The organism is Streptomyces sp. NPDC005004 (assembly GCF_053600675.1).
Genome location: NZ_JBSGAH010000016.1, coordinates 17530 through 34526, shown reverse-complemented (window position 1 = coordinate 34526; position 16997 = coordinate 17530). Strand labels below are relative to the sequence as shown.

14 protein-coding genes and 1 tRNA gene are annotated in these 16997 nt (G+C 71.9%); 8 read left to right on the top strand and 7 right to left on the bottom strand.

The genetic code is table 11. The features are described 5' to 3' along the window. Positions 1–71 precede the first annotated feature (71 nt). The 3 genes from pheA to ACWEEU_RS22560 all read left to right on the top strand — a co-directional run bounded on the left by pheA (position 72) and on the right by ACWEEU_RS22560 (position 3541). Positions 72–1004 carry a prephenate dehydratase gene (gene pheA, locus ACWEEU_RS22570; protein WP_385750986.1) on the top strand — a complete coding sequence of 311 codons (933 nt, stop codon included), beginning with the start codon at positions 72–74 and terminating at the stop codon, positions 1002–1004. 450 nt (positions 1005–1454) lie between these two features. After that, complete coding sequence (serS, locus tag ACWEEU_RS22565; RefSeq protein WP_385750984.1) at positions 1455–2732, top strand: serine--tRNA ligase; 1278 nt, start codon at positions 1455–1457, stop codon at positions 2730–2732. Beyond that, complete coding sequence (locus tag ACWEEU_RS22560) at positions 2729–3541, top strand: HAD family hydrolase (protein WP_451734560.1); 813 nt, start codon at positions 2729–2731, stop codon at positions 3539–3541. The genes serS and ACWEEU_RS22560 overlap by 4 nt, the downstream gene beginning before the upstream one ends. A gap of 46 nt (positions 3542–3587) precedes the next feature. On the opposite strand, the gene ACWEEU_RS22555 is transcribed toward ACWEEU_RS22560, so the two are convergent. From ACWEEU_RS22555 to ACWEEU_RS22530, 6 genes are all read right to left on the bottom strand, one after another. Then, positions 3588–3674, bottom strand: a tRNA-Ser gene (locus ACWEEU_RS22555). A gap of 257 nt (positions 3675–3931) precedes the next feature. Then, complete coding sequence (locus ACWEEU_RS22550; RefSeq protein WP_385747683.1) at positions 3932–4174, bottom strand: SGM_3592 family protein; 243 nt, start codon at positions 4172–4174, stop codon at positions 3932–3934. A gap of 87 nt (positions 4175–4261) precedes the next feature. Continuing rightward, entirely contained in the window at positions 4262–4981 is a 720-nt protein-coding gene (locus ACWEEU_RS22545; RefSeq protein WP_451734558.1) for an ABC transporter permease subunit, read from the bottom strand. Positions 4982–4991: 10 nt separating this feature from the next. Beyond that, positions 4992–5903 (bottom strand): ABC transporter ATP-binding protein, encoded by a 912-nt coding sequence (locus tag ACWEEU_RS22540; protein WP_385747680.1) that lies wholly within the window; start codon positions 5901–5903, stop codon positions 4992–4994. Between the two features lie 49 nt (positions 5904–5952). Continuing rightward, on the bottom strand, positions 5953–6873 hold the full coding sequence (locus ACWEEU_RS22535; RefSeq protein ID WP_385747678.1) for an ABC transporter permease: 921 nt from the start codon (positions 6871–6873) through the stop codon (positions 5953–5955). Next, on the bottom strand, positions 6863–7828 hold the full coding sequence (locus tag ACWEEU_RS22530) for an ABC transporter ATP-binding protein (RefSeq protein ID WP_385747685.1): 966 nt from the start codon (positions 7826–7828) through the stop codon (positions 6863–6865). The genes ACWEEU_RS22535 and ACWEEU_RS22530 overlap by 11 nt, the downstream gene beginning before the upstream one ends. Positions 7829–8104: 276 nt before the next feature. Between ACWEEU_RS22530 and ACWEEU_RS22525 the strand changes: the two genes are divergently transcribed. The 5 genes from ACWEEU_RS22525 (at position 8105) to ACWEEU_RS22505 (ending at position 13391) form a co-directional block, all read left to right on the top strand. Then, complete coding sequence (locus tag ACWEEU_RS22525) at positions 8105–8944, top strand: M24 family metallopeptidase (protein WP_451734556.1); 840 nt, start codon at positions 8105–8107, stop codon at positions 8942–8944. Next, a complete protein-coding gene (locus ACWEEU_RS22520; protein ID WP_451734554.1) occupies positions 8944–10509 on the top strand; it encodes an SDR family oxidoreductase in 1566 nt (521 codons plus the stop codon). The genes ACWEEU_RS22525 and ACWEEU_RS22520 overlap by 1 nt, the downstream gene beginning before the upstream one ends. 122 nt (positions 10510–10631) lie before the next feature. Continuing rightward, a complete protein-coding gene (locus tag ACWEEU_RS22515; RefSeq protein WP_451734553.1) occupies positions 10632–11180 on the top strand; it encodes an RNA 2'-phosphotransferase in 549 nt (182 codons plus the stop codon). 63 nt (positions 11181–11243) lie between these two features. Next, on the top strand, positions 11244–12146 hold the full coding sequence (locus tag ACWEEU_RS22510; protein ID WP_451734551.1) for an LLM class flavin-dependent oxidoreductase: 903 nt from the start codon (positions 11244–11246) through the stop codon (positions 12144–12146). Positions 12147–12461: 315 nt separating this feature from the next. After that, a complete protein-coding gene (locus tag ACWEEU_RS22505) occupies positions 12462–13391 on the top strand; it encodes an HAD family hydrolase (RefSeq protein ID WP_451734549.1) in 930 nt (309 codons plus the stop codon). 27 nt (positions 13392–13418) lie between these two features. Here ACWEEU_RS22505 and cydD read toward each other — a convergent pair whose 3' ends face one another. Next, positions 13419–16967 (bottom strand): thiol reductant ABC exporter subunit CydD, encoded by a 3549-nt coding sequence (cydD, locus tag ACWEEU_RS22500; RefSeq protein WP_451734547.1) that lies wholly within the window; start codon positions 16965–16967, stop codon positions 13419–13421. Between the last annotated feature and the right edge of the window lie 30 nt (positions 16968–16997).

The window sequence follows — 16997 nt, the reverse complement described above, 5'->3', positions numbered from 1 at the left end:
GAAAACACCCGTGCGAGTGGCCGTCGTGAGACGCCCGAGCCTGCTTCCCGCGCGGCCATTAGGGTGAGGTCATGCCAGCGAGCTATGCGTATCTCGGTCCCGAAGGCACCTTCACCGAAGTCGCCCTGCGCACGCTTCCGGAGGCGGCCACCCGTGAGCTGATCCCCTATGTGTCGGTGCAGTCCGCGCTGGACGCGGTGCGCACCGGCGAGGCGGAGGCGGCCTTCGTGCCGATCGAGAACTCCGTCGAGGGCGGCATCACCACCACTCTGGACGAGCTGGTCGCCGGCCGCCCGCTGATGATCTACCGCGAGGTGCTGCTGTCGATCACCTTCGCGCTGCTGGTCCGCCCCGGCACGAAGCTGGCCGACATCAAGACGGTCACCGCCCACCCGGCCGCCCAGCCGCAGGTCCGCAACTGGCTGCGCACCCACCTCCCGGACGCCCTCTGGGAGTCCGCCGCCTCGAACGCGGACGGCGCCCGGCTGGTCCAGGAGGGCCGGTACGACGCGGCCTTCGCGGGCGAGTTCGCCGCCGCCCGGTACGGCCTGGTCCCGCTGGAGACCGGCATCCACGACGCGGAGAACGCGCAGACCAGGTTCGTGCTGGTCGGCCGCCCCGCCCGGCCCGCCGCGCCGACCGGCGCCGACAAGACCTCGGTGGTGCTCTGGCAGCGGGACGACCACCCGGGTGCGCTGCGCGACCTTCTGGGTGAGTTCGCGGGGCGCGGGATCAACCTGATGCTGCTCCAGTCGCGTCCGACCGGGGCGGGTATCGGGAATTACTGTTTTTGCATCGACGCCGAGGGGCACATCTCGGACCGTCGCATGGCCGAGGCTCTGATGGGCCTGAAGCGGATCTGCCTCCAGGTGCGTTTCCTCGGCTCCTATCCGCGCGCGGACATCAGGCCCGGGGAGGCCAAGCCGACCCCGCCGGGCATGTCGGACCAGGAGTTCCTGGCGGCGGCCGACTGGGTGGCGGGCTGCCAGGACGGCCGGTTCTAGCCGCCTCGGCGTTGTCCACAGAAGTTATCCACAGGTCAGCTTCTCGACCTGGGGACAAGTCGACAACAACAGGTCCTACGGTCGACATATCGCCCTAGCCGACCCAAGATCAGCCATCCGTATGCCTATCGGCTTTGGTCCACCTGATTCCTTCGATTCACCATTTAGGGCGACCTATCTACGCCCGAAAGTGGGTGTCATGCGCGTTTGAGCCGGTAATTCCTCGAACTCGTGCCGACTTCCGGAGTGATCAATTCCGAAATCCACAGCCCTTTCGCACAGCCTGTGGATAACTTTTCCCCGGGTGTGGATTCCTGTGGACAAGGCGCCCGCCAAGTGCCGCCCACCGCAAGGGAGTCCGGGCAAGCCGGGGTACTCCGGACGATCTTTGCAGAGCGGAACCGGGAAGTGATTCCCGGCCCGTCCCCCCGCACCGGTAGCCTTGGCTCCGTGATTGACCTTCGCCTGCTTCGTGAGGACCCCGACCGTGTGCGCGCGTCCCAGCGCGCCCGTGGAGAGGATGTCGCGCTCGTCGACTCCCTCCTCTCTGCCGACGAGCGGCGCAGGTCCTCCGGCGTCCGCTTCGACGAGCTGCGCGCCGAGCAGAAGCAGCTCGGCAAGCTGATCCCCAAGGCCGCTCCCGAGGAGAAGGCCGAACTGCTCAAGCGCGCCGAGCAGCTCAAGGCGGACGTGAAGGCCGCCGACGCCGAGCGCGACGCGGCCGACGCCGAGACCCAGGAGCTGCTGCTCCGGCTCGGCAACCTCGTCCACCCCGGCGTGCCCGTCGGCGGCGAGGAGGACTTCGTCACGCTGGAGACGCACGGCACGATCCGTGACTTCGACGCCGAGGGCTTCGCGCCCAAGGACCACCTGGAGCTCGGCCAGCTCCTCGGCGCGATCGACACCGAGCGCGGCGCCAAGGTCTCCGGCTCCCGCTTCTACTTCCTCACCGGCGTCGGCGCCCTCCTGGAGCTGGCTCTGGTGAACGCGGCCATGGCACAGGCCACCGCCGCGGGCTTCACCCCGATGCTCACCCCGGCCCTGGTGCGCCCCCAGTCCATGGCGGGCACCGGCTTCCTCGGCCAGGCCGCGCAGGACGTGTACCACCTGGACAAGGACGACCTCTACCTGGTCGGCACCTCCGAGGTGGCGCTCGCCGCGTACCACATGGACGAGATCATCGACGCCGACAAGCTGCCGCTGAGGTACGCGGGCTTCTCCCCGTGCTTCCGTCGCGAGGCCGGCTCGCACGGCAAGGACACCCGCGGCATCTTCCGCGTCCACCAGTTCGACAAGGTGGAGATGTTCTCGTACGTCGACCCGGCGGACTCCGAGGCCGAGCACCAGCGCCTGCTGGAGTGGGAGAAGCAGTGGCTGACCTCCCTCGAGCTGCCGTTCCGCGTGATCGACGTCGCCACCGGTGACCTCGGCGCCTCCGCGGCCCGCAAGTTCGACTGCGAGGCGTGGATCCCGACCCAGGGCAAGTACCGCGAGCTGACCTCGACCTCGGACTGCACCGAGTTCCAGTCCCGCCGCCTGTCGATCCGTATGCGCGACGGCAAGCAGGTCAAGCCGCTGGCCACGCTCAACGGCACGCTGTGCGCCGTACCGCGCACCATCGTGGCGATCCTGGAGAACCACCAGCAGGCCGACGGCTCGGTCCGCGTCCCCGAGGTGCTGCGCCCGTACCTCGGCGGCCGTGAGGTGCTGGAGCCGACCGCCAAGTGAGCGACGGACTCCCGTACCGGCTGATCGCCACCGACCTCGACGGCACGCTGCTGCGCGGCGACGGCACCATCTCGCCGCGCACCCGCGCGACGCTGGCCGCCGCCGCGGAGGCGGGCGCCGCGCACATCGTCGTCACCGGCCGCGCCGTCCCCTGGACCCGGCACATACTGGACGACCTCGGCTACGAGGGCCTGGCGGTCTGCGGCCAGGGCGCCCAGGTCTACGACGCGGGGCAGCGACGCCTGCTCACCTCGGTCACCCTGGACCGCAAGCTGGCAGGGGTGGCGCTGGCGAAGATCGAGGCGGAGGTCGGTCCGCTGTACATCGCCGCCAGCCGGGACGGACTGGACGGCGACGTGCTGGTCGGCCCCGGCTACGCGGTCACCGGCACCCTGCCGAGCACGCCGTTCACCGACGTGTCCGACCTGTGGGCCGCGCCGCTGAACAAGCTCTACATCCAGCACCCCCGGCTGAACAGCGACGAGCTGGCCGAGGCCGCGCAGGGCGCCGCGGGCGGCTTCGTCACCGTCGTCATGGCCGGCGAGGGCATCGTGGAGCTGCTGCCGCTCGGCCTGTCCAAGGCCACCGGCCTCTCCCTGGCGGCCCGCCGCCTGGGCATGAAGGCGTCCGACACGATCGCCTTCGGCGACATGCCGAACGACATCCCGATGTTCTCCTGGGCCGCCCACGGCGTCGCGATGGACAACGCGCACGAGGACCTGCGCGCGGTCGCCGACGAGATGACGGCCTCCAACGAGGAGGACGGCATCGCGGTGGTCCTGGAGCGGCTGCTCTCCGAGCGAGCCTGAACGCCCGACGGGCGGGACCGGAACGGTCCCGCCCGACAAGGTCATGCGGAGGATGCACGGATCGAACGTGCGCGGGCTGTCACACCCGACCGCGGTTCAGCGAACCGGTGCCTTGCCACTCGGCCAATCCTCCGGGTGGGCGGCCCACGCGAGAGCGACTTCGCGTGCTCGAAGCGGCCGCCCCGGGTGGCTCCCTGTGCGGAGCGGGCTCGACGGTGGGAACTACACCGGAGTCCGCCTCGGGCCACCCTGTCGGGAGTCGGACGTACTGCCGTGCAGAGGCATCGTCCTCACTCCTCTCCCGGTTCGGGTGCGCCGGGGGGTTCCCGGCGGATGGGGCACCCCTACTGTGCCCCGGCGCCGCGCGGGGGCGCCACCGAATTACCGGCGCTAACGGCGGCGCCACCTGCGCCGACGGGCCCGGCTGAAGAACCAGCCGGCGGGCGGTTCGTCCGAACGCCACGGCTGCGGCTCGGGCCGTTCCGCGCGCCAGCGGGCGGCGAGCATCCGGGCGCGGGCGGAGGGCTCGACGGTCTCGGCGTCCCGTATGAACTCCTCGTCGAGGACCACGTCGTCCCAGGCGTCGAGGCCGTCCCGTCCCGGCTCGTCGTCCTGCGGTGTCCGCTCGCTCATCCGCGCACCTCCGCGCCATGTCCCAACGTGTTTCCAGTGTGCCGAGCCGGGAGTGAAGGCCCCGTCAAAGCGCCCGGGGCCCCGCACCTACTCCTCGCCCGCCAGCGTCAGCGACCGCAGCTTCCACCCCGCGAACCAGGTGGCCGCGACGGTCACCGCGACCAGCAGCACGGTGGCCGTCGTCAGCCCCACGTCGGAGGTGACCAGGTCGCCGCCCGCGAGTTTGTGGGCGACCGCGAGCGACCACTGCTGGACGCTCAGGGTGCGCGCACCGGCCACCAGGGAGCCGAACAGCGCCTCCCAGACCAGCGCGTAGACGAGCCCGAAGACCACGGCGTGGCGCGAGACCGTGCCGAGCAGCAGGAACAGCGCCGAGTAGGCGATGGACGAGACGAGCGCGGCGACCGTGTAGGCGACGGCGATGTTCTGGCCGTTGCCGTTGAGGATCAGACCCGCGATCAGGGTCGGGACGGCGGAGAACACCATGGTGACCGCGATGGCGACGATCAGCTTGGTGAAGATGATCGCCGGCCGCTTGAGCGGCTTGGACAGCAGATAGACCACGGAGCCGTCGTCGATCTCCGGTCCGATGGCGCCGGTGCCCGCGATGACGCCGATGATGGGCACCATGGTGGCGAGCGCGAACCCGCCGAGGACGTCGGCGGCCACTTGGTCGTCGGCGCCGGTCAGACCGCGGACGATCGCGGAGATGACGATCAGCAGCAGCGGCAGCACGCCGAGCACGAGGGCCCGGCGGCGGCCGAGCAGGGCTCGGTAGGTGAGCCGGGCGACGGTGGGGTCGTACATCTTCGGCCTCCTACGCCGCGACCAGATACGAGAAGACGGACTCCAGGGACTCGTCCGACGGCGAGACCGTGTGCAGCCGGATGCCCAGGTCGCGGGCGACCTTCGGCAGCAGCGTGGTGAAGCGGCCGAAGTCGACGGCCTGGACGAGCAGCGCGCCCTCGGAGGAGTCCACCTCGATGCCGGCCGTGGACGCGTCCGCGATCAGCGCGGCCGCGAGCGCCCGGTCGTCGCTGGAGCGCACCAGGTAGCGGTGCGGCCGGTCGGTCATCAGGCGGCGGATCTTGCGGAAGTCGCCGCTGGCCGCGTGCCGTCCGGCGACGACGACCTCGATGTGCCGGGCGAGCTGTTCGACCTCCTCCAGGATGTGCGAGGAGAACAGCACGGTGCGGCCTTCGTCGCCCATGGTGCGCAGCAGGTCCATCAGCTGCATGCGCTGGCGCGGGTCCATGCCGTTGAACGGCTCGTCGAGCAGCAGCAGCGAGGGGTCGTGGACGAGCGCGGAGGCCATCTTCACGCGCTGCCGCATACCTTTGGAGTACGTGGAGATCTTCCGGTCCTGCGCGTACTCCATCTCGACCGTGGCGAGGGCGCGCTGCGCCTCCCGGTCGCCGAGCCCGTGCAGCTCGGCGTTGGCGACCACGAACTCGCGCCCGGTGAGGAAGTCGTACATCGCCTCCCGCTCGGGTACGACGCCGATGTCCCGGTAGACGGACTCGTTGCGCCACACCGGGCGGCCGTCCAGGGTGATCGTGCCGGTGGAGGGGGCGAGGAAGCCGCCCATCATGTTGATGAGGGTGGACTTCCCGGCACCGTTGGGACCGAGCAGACCGGTGACGCCGGGGCCGATCGTCATGGTGATGTCGTTGACGGCGACCACGTTGCCGAACCAGCGGGAGACGTGGTCGATGGAGAGTGTGCTCATGGGCGCAGCCCATTCCTTGGAAGGGTGGTGGCGGGCGACGGGCGGGCGGTCACAGGCTCACCTTCTTGTAGCGGCGCAGCAGCAGGCCGTAGCAGGCGGCGATGACCCCGAGGACGACGATCAGGTAGACGAAGCCCTCGCCGGTGGACGGGCCGACGCCGCTGGGGAACGACGACGCGCCGCCGAGCAGTGCCGACTGGATGCCGTCGATCAGGGTGACCGGGGAGAACAGCCCGATCCACGGCACCGCGCCGCTGTTGCCCTGGACGTCGGCGATGGCCTGGAGCGTGGAGACCGCGCCGTAGGAGATCGTCATGACGGCGATGACGGCGGCGATGCCGAAGCCGCGGCGCGGGGTGATGGAGGCGATGACCAGACCGATCCCGGCGAACAGCAGGGAGAGCAGGGCCACCGAGACCACGCCCTGGCCGAACTTCTCGCTCTGGTGGGCCACTCCCATCTTGGCGAGCAGCGCGCCCACGTAGAGCACGAGCAGCGGTCCGCCGGTGAGGACGAACAGGGCCGAGGCGAGCGCCGCGAACTTCGCGAGCACGTAGTCGGCGGTCTCGATCGGCCGCGAGAAGTACAGCGGCACGGTCTTGAAGCGCAGGTCGCGCGAGACCGACTGGGGCGCCTGCGAGGCCACGTACAGGCTGATGACGGCCTGCATGATGATCGCGTACCGGCTGTAGGGGACCGGCAGTTCGTGCGCCTTGGTGGTCACCGCGACGGCGACCATGATGGCCGCGGGCACGCACATCACCGCGAACAGCAGCATCGGCAGCACCTTGGACTTGGCCGAGCGGCCGAGGCCGTAGGCGCCGCGCAGGGACTGCGAGTAGAGCGAGCGGCGGGCGTAGGCGCGGCCGAGGCGGGGACCGTCGTAGCCGCGGTAGCCGATGTCGTGGATGCGGGACTGGTCGCCGGAGGGCGAACCCGCCGACTCGGTGATGGGGTGCTCAACCGCCATGGCCGGCGGCCTCCTTCCGCTGCTCGTCGGCGGTGGTGAACACCTCGGAGATGCGGTGCCTGCGCTGCTCCATGCGCACCAGGCCGAGTCCGAGGTCCGCGACGACGTCGCGCACCAGGTCGTAGGTCTCGTCGCCGCTCGCGGTCACCAGGACGATGTGTCCGGCGCCGGGCAGGCCGCCGCCCTCGTCCTCGGTGTCGAGGCCGCGGGCGCCGAGCGCCTCGCGCAGGGCGCGGGTGCCGTCGGGGTGGGTGTCGCTGTCGGTGACCTCGATCGCGAGGGTCGTCGTGGTCTGGGTGAAGTCGGTGGTGGAGCTGGACCGCAGCAGCTTGCCGCCGTCCACGACGACCACGTGGTCGCAGGTGCGCTCCAGCTCGCCGAGCAGGTGCGAGGTGACCAGGACGGAGATGCCGAAGTCGGTGTGGACGCGGCGGATCAGGCCGAGCATCTCGTCGCGGCCGACCGGGTCGAGGCCGTTGGTCGGCTCGTCCAGGAAGACCAGGCGGGGGTCGTGCACCAGCGCCTGGGCGAGCTTGACCCGCTGCTTCATGCCGGTCGAGTAGCCGCCGATGGGGCGGTACCGCTCCTCGTAGAGGCCGACATGACGCAGGGTGTCCGCGGTGCGCTCGCGCGCGGCGGCGGCCGGCAGTCCGGACATGCGGGCCATGTGCACGACGAACTCGGTGGCCGAGACGTCGGGCGGCAGGCAGTCGTGCTCCGGCATGTACCCGACCCGCTCCCGGATGGCGGCGCCCTCGGTCGCCACGTCGAGGCCGAGCACGGTGGCACGGCCCTCGGAGGCGGGGGACAGACCCAGGAGGATCTTGATCAGGGTGGACTTGCCGGCGCCGTTGGCACCGACGAGTCCGGTCACACCGGGTCCGATGTCCACGGACAGCCGGTCGAGAGCGGTCACCCGTGGGTACCGCTTGCTCAGGCTCTCGGTCGCGATCACAGTCACGTCCCCGACGGTAGTGACGCGGACCACGCCGGTCGTCAGACCTCAGAGCCGTCTTGGAGTCAGACTCCGGTAGTACGTGGCCCTAGGGGGCGTACGCGCGACGGGCCCGGGGGCCGGGTTCCGGGGAACGGGGGCCCGCGTTCCCGGGGACGGGGGTCGCGGGACCTCTGGGGGTCACCCCGGTGATCTCCCCTATTGACGCCGCCTCTAACAACTGCGAGATTCAGCGGGGTCGGGTGACGAGGACGTGGCATCGACGGGACGGGCGGCATGACGAGCGCAGTGAGTGAACTCTCCGCCGAATTGCGGGGCTTCCAGCGGGTGCAGCGGCTCGCTTACGAGTGCGCGGAGGCGGTCGCGGCCCGTCTGGAGCCGGGCGTCACCGAGCGGGAGGCGGCCCGGATGCAGCGGCGGTGGCTGTACGAGCACGGGGTGCGGGACTGGTTCCACCTGCCGTTCGCCTGGTTCGGTGACCGGACGGCGTTCACCGGTTTCCGGATACCGCTCCAGTTCTTCCCCACCGACCGCGCCCTGGAGCCCGGGATGCCGTTCATCCTGGACCTGGCCCCGGTGTACGAGGGGTACACGGCCGACATCGGCTACTCGGGCGCCCTCGGCGGCAACCCGCTGCAACGGCGTCTCATGGCCGACCTGGAGGCGCACCGCGCGCTGATCCTGCGCGAGGTGCGCGAGCGGCGCCCGCTGCGCGAGATCTACACGGACGTGGAGCGGCTCATGACCCGCCAGGGGTACGCCAACCGGCACCGCGCCTACCCCTTCGGCGTGATCGCCCACAAGGTCGACCGCGTGCGTCAACGCCGTTTCGCGCCCCATGTGTTCGGCTTCGGCACCCAGTCCCTCAAGGGCCTGCTGAGCGACGCGGTGCACGGCCACCGCGAGGGCTGGTCGCCCCTGTGGTCGCCGTACCGCTTCTCCGACCACCCGCCGCACCCGGGCCTGTGGGCGGTCGAGCCCCACCTCGGATTCCGGAGCACGGGAGCCAAGTTCGAGGAGATCCTGGTGGTCACGGATTCGCGCGACCCCGACGAGAGCGCCTTCTGGCTGGACGACGATCTGCCGCACGTGCGGCGCTGGGCGGAGGAGAAGTGATGCTGGAGGGTGCGCGCGAGCGCCGGATCAGGACCGGCGGGATCGAACTGTGTGTGGCCGAACTCGGCGACACCGCACGGCCGACGGTGGTGCTGGTGCACGGCTACCCGGACAGCAAGGAGGTCTGGTCGGAGGTCGCCGTCCGGCTCGCCCGCGACTTCCACGTGGTGCTGTACGACGTCCGGGGCCACGGCCGTTCGACCGCGCCCAAGCCGCTGCGCGGGGGCTTCACGCTCGCCAAGCTGACGGACGACTTCCTGGCCGTCGTGGACGCGGTGAGCCCGGACCGGCCGGTCCATCTCGTGGGCCACGACTGGGGATCGGTGCAGTCCTGGGAGTTCGTCACGGTCGCCCGCACCCGGGGCCGCGTGGCCTCCTTCACCTCCGTGTCGGGTCCGTCCCTCGACCACTTCGGGCACTGGATCAACGCGCGCGTGAAGCGCCCGACGCCCCGCAGGATCGGCCAACTCCTCGGCCAGGGCGCCAAGTCCTGGTACGTCTATCTGCTGCACACCCCCGTGCTGCCCGAACTCGCCTGGCGCGGACCGCTCGGCAAGCGCTGGCCCGCCCTCCTCCAGCGGTCGGAGAAGGTCCCGGCCGACGGCTACCCGACCGCCTCCCTGCCCTCGGACGCGGCCCACGGCGCCTGGCTCTACCGGGACAACGTCCGCACCCGGCTGCGCAGACCGCGCCCGGACGCCCACGCCCACGTGCCGGTGCAGCTCGTCACGCCCGAGGGGGACGCGTTCCTCTCCCCGCGGCTCTACGACGACCTGGAGCAGTGGGTGCCCCGGCTGGTCCGGCGCGTGCTTCCGGCCAGGCACTGGATTCCCCGTACCCGGCCGGATCAACTGGCGCTGTGGATCACCGAATTCGCGGAGTCGGTCGAGAAGGGCGCGCCCGCCGCCGAACCCGAGGGGCGCCATGGTGACCGTTTCGCCGGACAGTTGGTGCTGATCACGGGTGCGGGTGACGGCATCGGCCGGGCGACGGCGTTCGCCTTCGCTGAGGCGGGCGCGCGCGTGGTGGCCGTGGACCGCGACCCGGCGGCGGCTGCGCGCACGGCCGAACTCGCCCGCCTGCTGGGCGCGTCGGGGTCCTGGGCGGAGTCGGTGGACGTCTCCGACGAGCAGGCCGTGGAGAAGCTGGCCTCGCGGGTGCACGGCGAACACGGTGTGGTGGACGTCCTGGTGAACGGCGCGGGCGTCGACCTCCCGGACTCCCTCCTCACCGCCCCCGCCGACGACTGGCGGGCGGCACTGGAGGCCAACGTCTTCGGTGCGCTGCACAGTTGCCGCCTTTTCGGGGCGCACATGGTGTCGCGGGGGCAGGGCGGTCACATCGTCAATATCGGGTCCACTGTGACGGATCTTTCGGATCGTCTGCGCGCCGAACTGTCCATGCGGGACATTGGAGTTACCGTCGTCGCCGCGGCGCCCGGCGCCAACTGGCCGCCGGAGAAGGCCGCCAACACGATTCTGGACGCCGTGGCACAGAACAGGCCAACTGTCCTGAAGCGGGCGTCAGTTGTCCACAGAATCGCCAACTTCTTTGTGGATAACTGAACTTGGCTGTGGATCAAACCTTCTGGCGAAAATCGAGTGCGTGACCTACGTCTCTTCATGTACATCATGAAATCGAGAAAGCAGGTAAAAGACGAAACAGAAAAGAGGGAACGTAAGGAAATATGGATGACAGACGTACCGTAAAGCTGTCGAAGTATCTCTCGAAGCACCTGCGCCACCAGCCCGAACGCATCGGACTCACGCTGGACGCGGGCGGCTGGGTCGAGATCGACGCCCTGATGACGGCGGCCGCCGCCCACGGATTCCCGTTCACGCGCGCGGAACTCGACCATGTCGTCGCCGTCAACGACAAGAAGCGCTACGCGGTCGAGGGCACCCGCATCCGCGCCAGCCAGGGCCACACCGTGCGGGTCGACCTGGGGCTGGCCCCGGCGACCCCGCCGCCGTACCTCTACCACGGCACCGTCGCCCGCTCCCTGGACGCGATCCGCGCGGAGGGGCTGCGACCCATGAGCCGCCACGACGTCCACCTCTCGGCCGACCGCGAGACGGCCACCCGGGTCGGCTCCCGGCGCGGCCGCCCGGTCGTCCTCGCGGTGGACGCGGCGGCCATGCACCGCGACGGCCATGTCTTCCGCGTCAGCGCGAACGGCGTCTGGCTGACGGACTCCGTACCGGCGCGGTATCTGCGGTTCACCGAGGGCCGGTGACGGGGCCGCGGGCGCTTTCGCGGGCGTCCGGGCCCTCCTCACCGGCCACGTAGGCTCGACGCCATGAGTCTGCGTCTGAGCACCCTGATCCTTCCCGTCGACCGCTGGCACGAGGGCGGCCGCGCCAAGTGGCAGCGCGCGGAGGACCTGGGCTTCCACGCCGCGTACACCTACGACCACCTGTCCTGGCGCAGCTTCCGCGACGGCCCCTGGTTCGGCGCGGTGCCCACGCTGGCGGCGGCGGCCGCCACGACCTCGCGGCTGCGCCTGGGCACACTCGTCACCTCCCCCAACTTCCGGCACCCGGTGACCCTCGCCAAGGAGCTGATCTCCCTGGACGACGTCTCCGACGGCCGGATCACCCTCGGCGTCGGCGCGGGCGGCATCGGCTTCGACGCGACCGCGCTCGGCCAGGAGCCGTGGACCCCGCGTGAGCGCGCCGACCGGTTCGCGGAGTTCGTGGCCCTGCTCGACCGACTGCTCACCGAGGGCGCGGTCACCGAGGAGGGCCGGTTCTACTCGGCCGTCGAGGCGCGCAACATCCCCGGCTGCGTGCAGCGCCCCCGGCTGCCCTTCGCGGTGGCGGCCACCGGCCCGCGCGGGCTGCGCCTGGCCGCCCGGTACGGCCAGGCGTGGGTGACCACGGGCGACCCGAAGCTGTACGAGAACGGCACCCCCGAGCAGTCGGTCGAGGCGCTGCGCGGCCAGATGGCCAAGCTCGGCGAGGCGTGCGCGGAGGCCGGCCGGGACGTGGCCGAGCTGGACAAGATCCTGCTCACCGGCTTCACCCCCGACCGCACCGGGCCGCTCCAGTCGCTGGACGCGTTCGTCGACTTCGCGGGGCGCCACCGGGAGCTGGGCTTCGACGAGATCGTGGTCCACTGGCCGATCCCGGACTCCGACTTCGCCGCCGACCAGAAGGTCTTCGAGCGGATCGCGATGGAGGCGGCGGCACAGCTCGGCTGACGGCGGGGGCGGGGGGCGGCGGGCCTGCGGCCTCGGACGGCGGACCGACGGCCCGAGGCGGCGGGCCTGCCGGGCCTGGGCCGACGGGCTCCATGGCCTGGGTCGGCGGGCACGACCGGTCTCGGTCGGCGGGCACGACCGGTCTCGGTCGGCGGGCACGGTGGGCGTGGGCCGGCAGGGCATGACGTGCCTCGGGCGGCGCCTGGCCGATCTCCGTTGGCGGACCCGAAGCACCTCGGCCCGTGGCCGGATGTGACCCGTTCTGACCCCAACCGGTCCTCATATGTGCGGAGTCCCGCACGACCGTGCGCGCATATGCGCGAGAATGACCGGGTGACCTCAGCGACCAGACAGCCGGGGACGCCCCCGGTATCCCCCGCGTTCTCGGCCCCGCCAGGAGAAGGAGGCGCCGTAGGCCCGCCGCCCCGGCTGATCGCCACCGACCTCGACGGCACCCTGCTGCGCGACGACAAGACGGTCTCCGCGCGGACCGTCGCCGCGCTCGCCGCGGCCGAGGAGGCGGGGGTGGAGGTCTTCTTCGTCACCGGCCGCCCGGCCCGCTGGATGGACGTGGTCGCCGACCACGTCCACGGCCACGGGCTCGCGATCTGCGGCAACGGCGCCGCCGTGGTCGACCTGCACGGCGGCCCCGGCGCCCACCGGTTCGTCACCGTGCGCGAGCTGACCCGGCAGAGCGCGCTCGCCGCGGTGGGGCTGCTGCGCGAGGCGGCCCCGGGCACGGTGTTCGCCGTCGAGCAGACCTACGGCTTCCACCAGGAGCCCGCGTATCCCAAGCTGCACATGGAGATACCGGACAACCTGCTGCCCGCCGAGAAACTGCTCGCGCCGAACGGACCGGACGCCGACCAGCCCGTCCTCAAGATCCTCGCCTACCACCCCGAGCTGGACCCGGACGCGTTCCTCACCACGGCCCGCGTCGCGATCGGCGGCCACGCCAACGTCACCCGCTCCAGCCCCAGCGCCCTCCTCGAACTGAGCGGCGCCGGGGTCTCCAAGGCCAGCACGCTGGCGCTGTGCTGCGCCGAGCGCGGCATCTCGCCCGAGGAGGTCGTCGCCTTCGGCGACATGCCCAACGACCTGGAGATGCTGACTTGGGCCGGCCGCTCCTACGCGATGGGCAACGCCCACCCCGACGTGCTCGCCGCGGCCACCGGTCGTACGGCCGCCAACACCGAGGACGGGGTGGCGGTCGTGATCGAGCGGCTGCTCGCCGACCGCCTCTGACCGCTGGTACGGCCTGCCGGGCAGGCCCTACCGCGCCACCACCAGCGTCTCCGCCTCGGCCTCGCGCCGCGCCATCGCGCGCAGCGGGCCGTCGGCGGAGACCAGCTCCGCGTAGGGGCCGCGCTGTACGACGCGGCCCGCGTCCAGCACGAGGACCTCGTCCACGGCGGCGAGACCGGCCAGCCGGTGCGTGATCAGCAGCGTGGTCCGGCCCTCGGTCGCGGCCAGCAGGTCCGCCGTGAGCGCGTCGGCGGTGGGCAGGTCCAGGTGCTCGGCGGGCTCGTCGAGGACCAGCACCGGGAAGTCCGCGAGCAGGGCCCGCGCCAGCGCGAGCCGCTGCCGCTGGCCTCCGGAGAGCCGGGCGCCGTGCTCGCCGACCAGCGTGTCCAGGCCCTCGGGCAGCTCGTCCACCCAGTCCAGGAGGCGGGCCCGCAACAGCACGTCGCGCAGATCGGCGTCGCTCGCGTCCTTGCGCGCAAGCAGCAGGTTCTCCCGCACGGTGCTGTCGAAGAGATGGGCGTCCTGAGCGCACAGCCCGACGAGCCTGCGCACGTCGTCGCCGTCCAGCTCGTCCGCCGCGACACCGGCCAGCGTGTAGCTGCCCGCGCGCGGGTCGAGGAAGCGCAGCAGCACCTGGGCGAGCGTGGTCTTGCCCGAGCCGGAAGGACCGACCACGGCGATCCGGCGGCCCTGCTCCAGCGTGAGGTCGAGTCCGGCGAGCGCGTCGCCGTGCTGTCCCTCGTACCGGGCGCTGAGGTCGCGCACCACGACCGGGAACGGCGAGGCGGGCGCCTGGCGGGGCTCCTCCGGCTCGTGCACGGGAACGGGAGCGTCCAGGACCTCGTACACACGCTCCGCGCTGCGCCGCACCCGCTGCCGGTAGCGCGCCGCCAGCGGCAGCCCCAGGACGGCCTCGAAGGCGGCAAGCGGAGTGAGCACGACGACGGCCATCGCGACGCCGTGCAGACGGCCCGAGGCGACTCCTTCGGCACCGACCAGCGCGGCGGCGGCGACGGTGAGCCCGCAGATCAGCGTGGTGAGTCCGTCACCGAGAGCGGTGATCCCCGCCGCGCGCGAGGCGATCTTCGTGAGCGTGCCGTCCGCCTGCCGCGCCGCGTCCGTGCGGGCGGGCAGCGCACCGGCCACGGTCAGCTCCGCGGTGCCGGTGAGCACATCGGTCACGCGGGTCGACAGCTCGCCCCGCGCCGGAGCGAGCCGGCGCTCGGTGCGCCGGGCGACCGACGCGGTGATCAGGGGGACGCCGACGCCGGCGAGCAGCAGGCCCGCCGCCAGAACCGCACCGGCCTCGGGCAGCAGCCACGCGGTGAAACCGACCGAGGCGGCGGAGACGACGACCGCGACACCGGTGGGCATCAGCCAGCGCAGCCAGTAGTCCTGGAAGGCGTCCACGTCGCTGACCAGTCGGCTGAGGAGATCGCCGCGCCGGGTGGTGCGCAGTCCGGCGGGCGCCAGCCGCTCCAGGCGCCGGTAGACGGCGACCCGGGTGTCGGCGAGCATCCGCAGCACGGCGTCGTGCGAGACCAGCCGCTCGGTGTAGCGGAAGACGGCCCGCCCGATGCCGAAGAACCGGGTCGCGGTCACGGCCACCAACAGATAGAGCACCGGCGGTTCCTGCGAGGCCCGCGAGATCAGCCAGCCGGAGGTGGCCATCAGGCCGACCGCGCAGCCGAGCGCCAGGCTGCCGAGGAGCAGGGCGAAGAGGAGGCGTCCGTAGCGGGGCGCGGCCAGTGCGCGGACCCGGGCCAGGACGTTTCGCGGGCGGCTGCCGTCCGCCGTGGCGGGCGGGACCGGGATGCCGTCCGCGTCGAGCGGGCCGCTGTCGGGCAGGTCCGCGAGGGTGGTGGCGGGCGCGGTGGGCTCGGGCAGCTGGGCGTCGAGCGCGGTGGCGGCCGGCTCGGGCGGGACGGGAGCGGAGTCGGTGGCGACCGGTGCTTCCAGGCGGACCACCCGGTCGGCCGCCTCCAGGAGCGCGGGCCGGTGCACGACGAGGAGGACCGTGCGGCCCACCGCGAGCCGCCGGACCGCCGCCACCACGTCCGCCTCCGTGGCGCCGTCGAGCGCGGCCGTGGGCTCGTCCAGGAGCAGGACGGGCCGGTCCGCGAGGAAGGCACGGGCGAGCGCGAGCCGCTGACGCTGACCGGCGGACAGTCCCGCCCCGTCCTCGCCCAGCACGGTGTCGGCGCCCCCGGGGAGGGCGTCCACGAACTCCAGGGCGCCCGCGTCCGCGAGGGCCTGGCGTACGGCCGCGTCGTCGGCGTCGGGCCGCGCCAGCCGGACGTTCTCGGTGATGGTGCCCGCGTAGACGTGCGGTCGCTGCGGCACCCAGGCGATCCGGGAGCGCCACTGCTCCAGGTCGAGGTCCGCGAGATCCGCGCCGCCGACCCGGACCTGGCCCGCGGTGGGGCGGACGAAGCCGAGCAGGACGTTGAGCAGAGTGGTCTTGCCGGCGCCGCTGGGGCCGACGAGCGCGACGGTCGTCCCGGGTTCGACGGCGAAGGACACGTTGGCCACGGCGTCCGTCGAGCGGCCGGGGTAGCGGACGGTCACGGAGTCGAAGGAGAGCGCGCCCTCGGGCACCCGGCCGGTGCCGGACGCGGGGACCGGGGTCTCCAGCACGGCGAAGATCTCCTCCGCCGCCGCAAGACCCTCCGCCGCCGCGTGGTACTGGGCACCGACCTGGCGCAGCGGCAGATACGCCTCGGGCGCCAGCACCAGGATGACCAGGCCGATGTACAGGTCCATGCTGCCGTGCACCAGGCGCATACCGATGGTCACCGCGACCAGGGCGACCGAGAGCGTGGCCAGCAGTTCCAGGGCGAAGGACGAGATGAAGGCGATCCGCAGGGTCCGCATGGTGGCCTGGCGGTACGCACCGGTGATCTTGCGGATGGACTCGGCCTGCGCCTTGGCCCGGTTGAAGACCTTCAGCGTGGGCAGCCCCGCCACCACGTCCAGGAAGTGACCGGAGAGCCGGGACAGCAGTCCCCACTGCCGGTCCATCCGGTGCTGAGTGGCCCAGCCGATCAGCATCATGAAGATCGGGATGAGCGGGAGGGTGCCGACGATGATCGCCGCCGACACCCAGTCCTCGGTGACGATCCGCGCCAGCACGGCCACGGGGACGACCACCGCGAGCCCGAGCTGCGGGAGGTAGCGCGAGAAGTAGTCGTCGAGGGCGTCGACCCCGCGCGTGGCCAGCGTGACCAGCGAACCGGTGCGCTGGCCGCTGAGCCACCCGGGACCGAGCGTGGCGGCACGCTCGACCAGCCGTTCCCGCAGCTCCGACTTCACCGCCGCGCTGGCCCGGTGAGCCGCCAGCTCGGTGAGCCAGGAGACCAGCGCCCGGCCGCAGGCGACGGCGACCAGCAGTCCCAGGGGTGTGACCAGCTCAGAGGCGGTCTTGCCCTGCTGGAAGGCGCCCACCACGACGTCGGCGATGAGCATCGCCTGGGCAATGACCAGCCCGGCGCCGAGTCCGCCCAGGACGACGACCGCCACCAGGAAGAGACGCGTGGCGCCCGCATAGCGCAGGAGGCGGGGATCGATCGGTTTCACGTGAAACGTGTCCTTCAGTCCCGAGAGTGT

Bases quoted from the DNA above. Each gene is read 5' to 3' on its own strand.
- ACWEEU_RS22545 (WP_451734558.1), bottom strand. From the start codon at position 4,981: ATGTACGACCCCACCGTCGCCCGGCTCACCTACCGAGCCCTGCTCGGC.
- ACWEEU_RS22515 (WP_451734553.1), top strand. From the start codon at position 10,632: ATGGATGACAGACGTACCGTAAAGCTGTCGAAGTATCTCTCGAAGCAC.
- ACWEEU_RS22550 (WP_385747683.1), bottom strand. From the start codon at position 4,174: ATGAGCGAGCGGACACCGCAGGACGACGAGCCGGGACGGGACGGCCTC.
- ACWEEU_RS22525 (WP_451734556.1), top strand. From the start codon at position 8,105: ATGACGAGCGCAGTGAGTGAACTCTCCGCCGAATTGCGGGGCTTCCAG.
- ACWEEU_RS22535 (WP_385747678.1), bottom strand. From the start codon at position 6,873: ATGGCGGTTGAGCACCCCATCACCGAGTCGGCGGGTTCGCCCTCCGGC.
- ACWEEU_RS22540 (WP_385747680.1), bottom strand. From the start codon at position 5,903: ATGAGCACACTCTCCATCGACCACGTCTCCCGCTGGTTCGGCAACGTG.
- ACWEEU_RS22520 (WP_451734554.1), top strand. From the start codon at position 8,944: ATGCTGGAGGGTGCGCGCGAGCGCCGGATCAGGACCGGCGGGATCGAA.
- ACWEEU_RS22505 (WP_451734549.1), top strand. From the start codon at position 12,462: ATGCGCGAGAATGACCGGGTGACCTCAGCGACCAGACAGCCGGGGACG.
- ACWEEU_RS22510 (WP_451734551.1), top strand. From the start codon at position 11,244: ATGAGTCTGCGTCTGAGCACCCTGATCCTTCCCGTCGACCGCTGGCAC.
- pheA (WP_385750986.1), top strand. From the start codon at position 72: ATGCCAGCGAGCTATGCGTATCTCGGTCCCGAAGGCACCTTCACCGAA.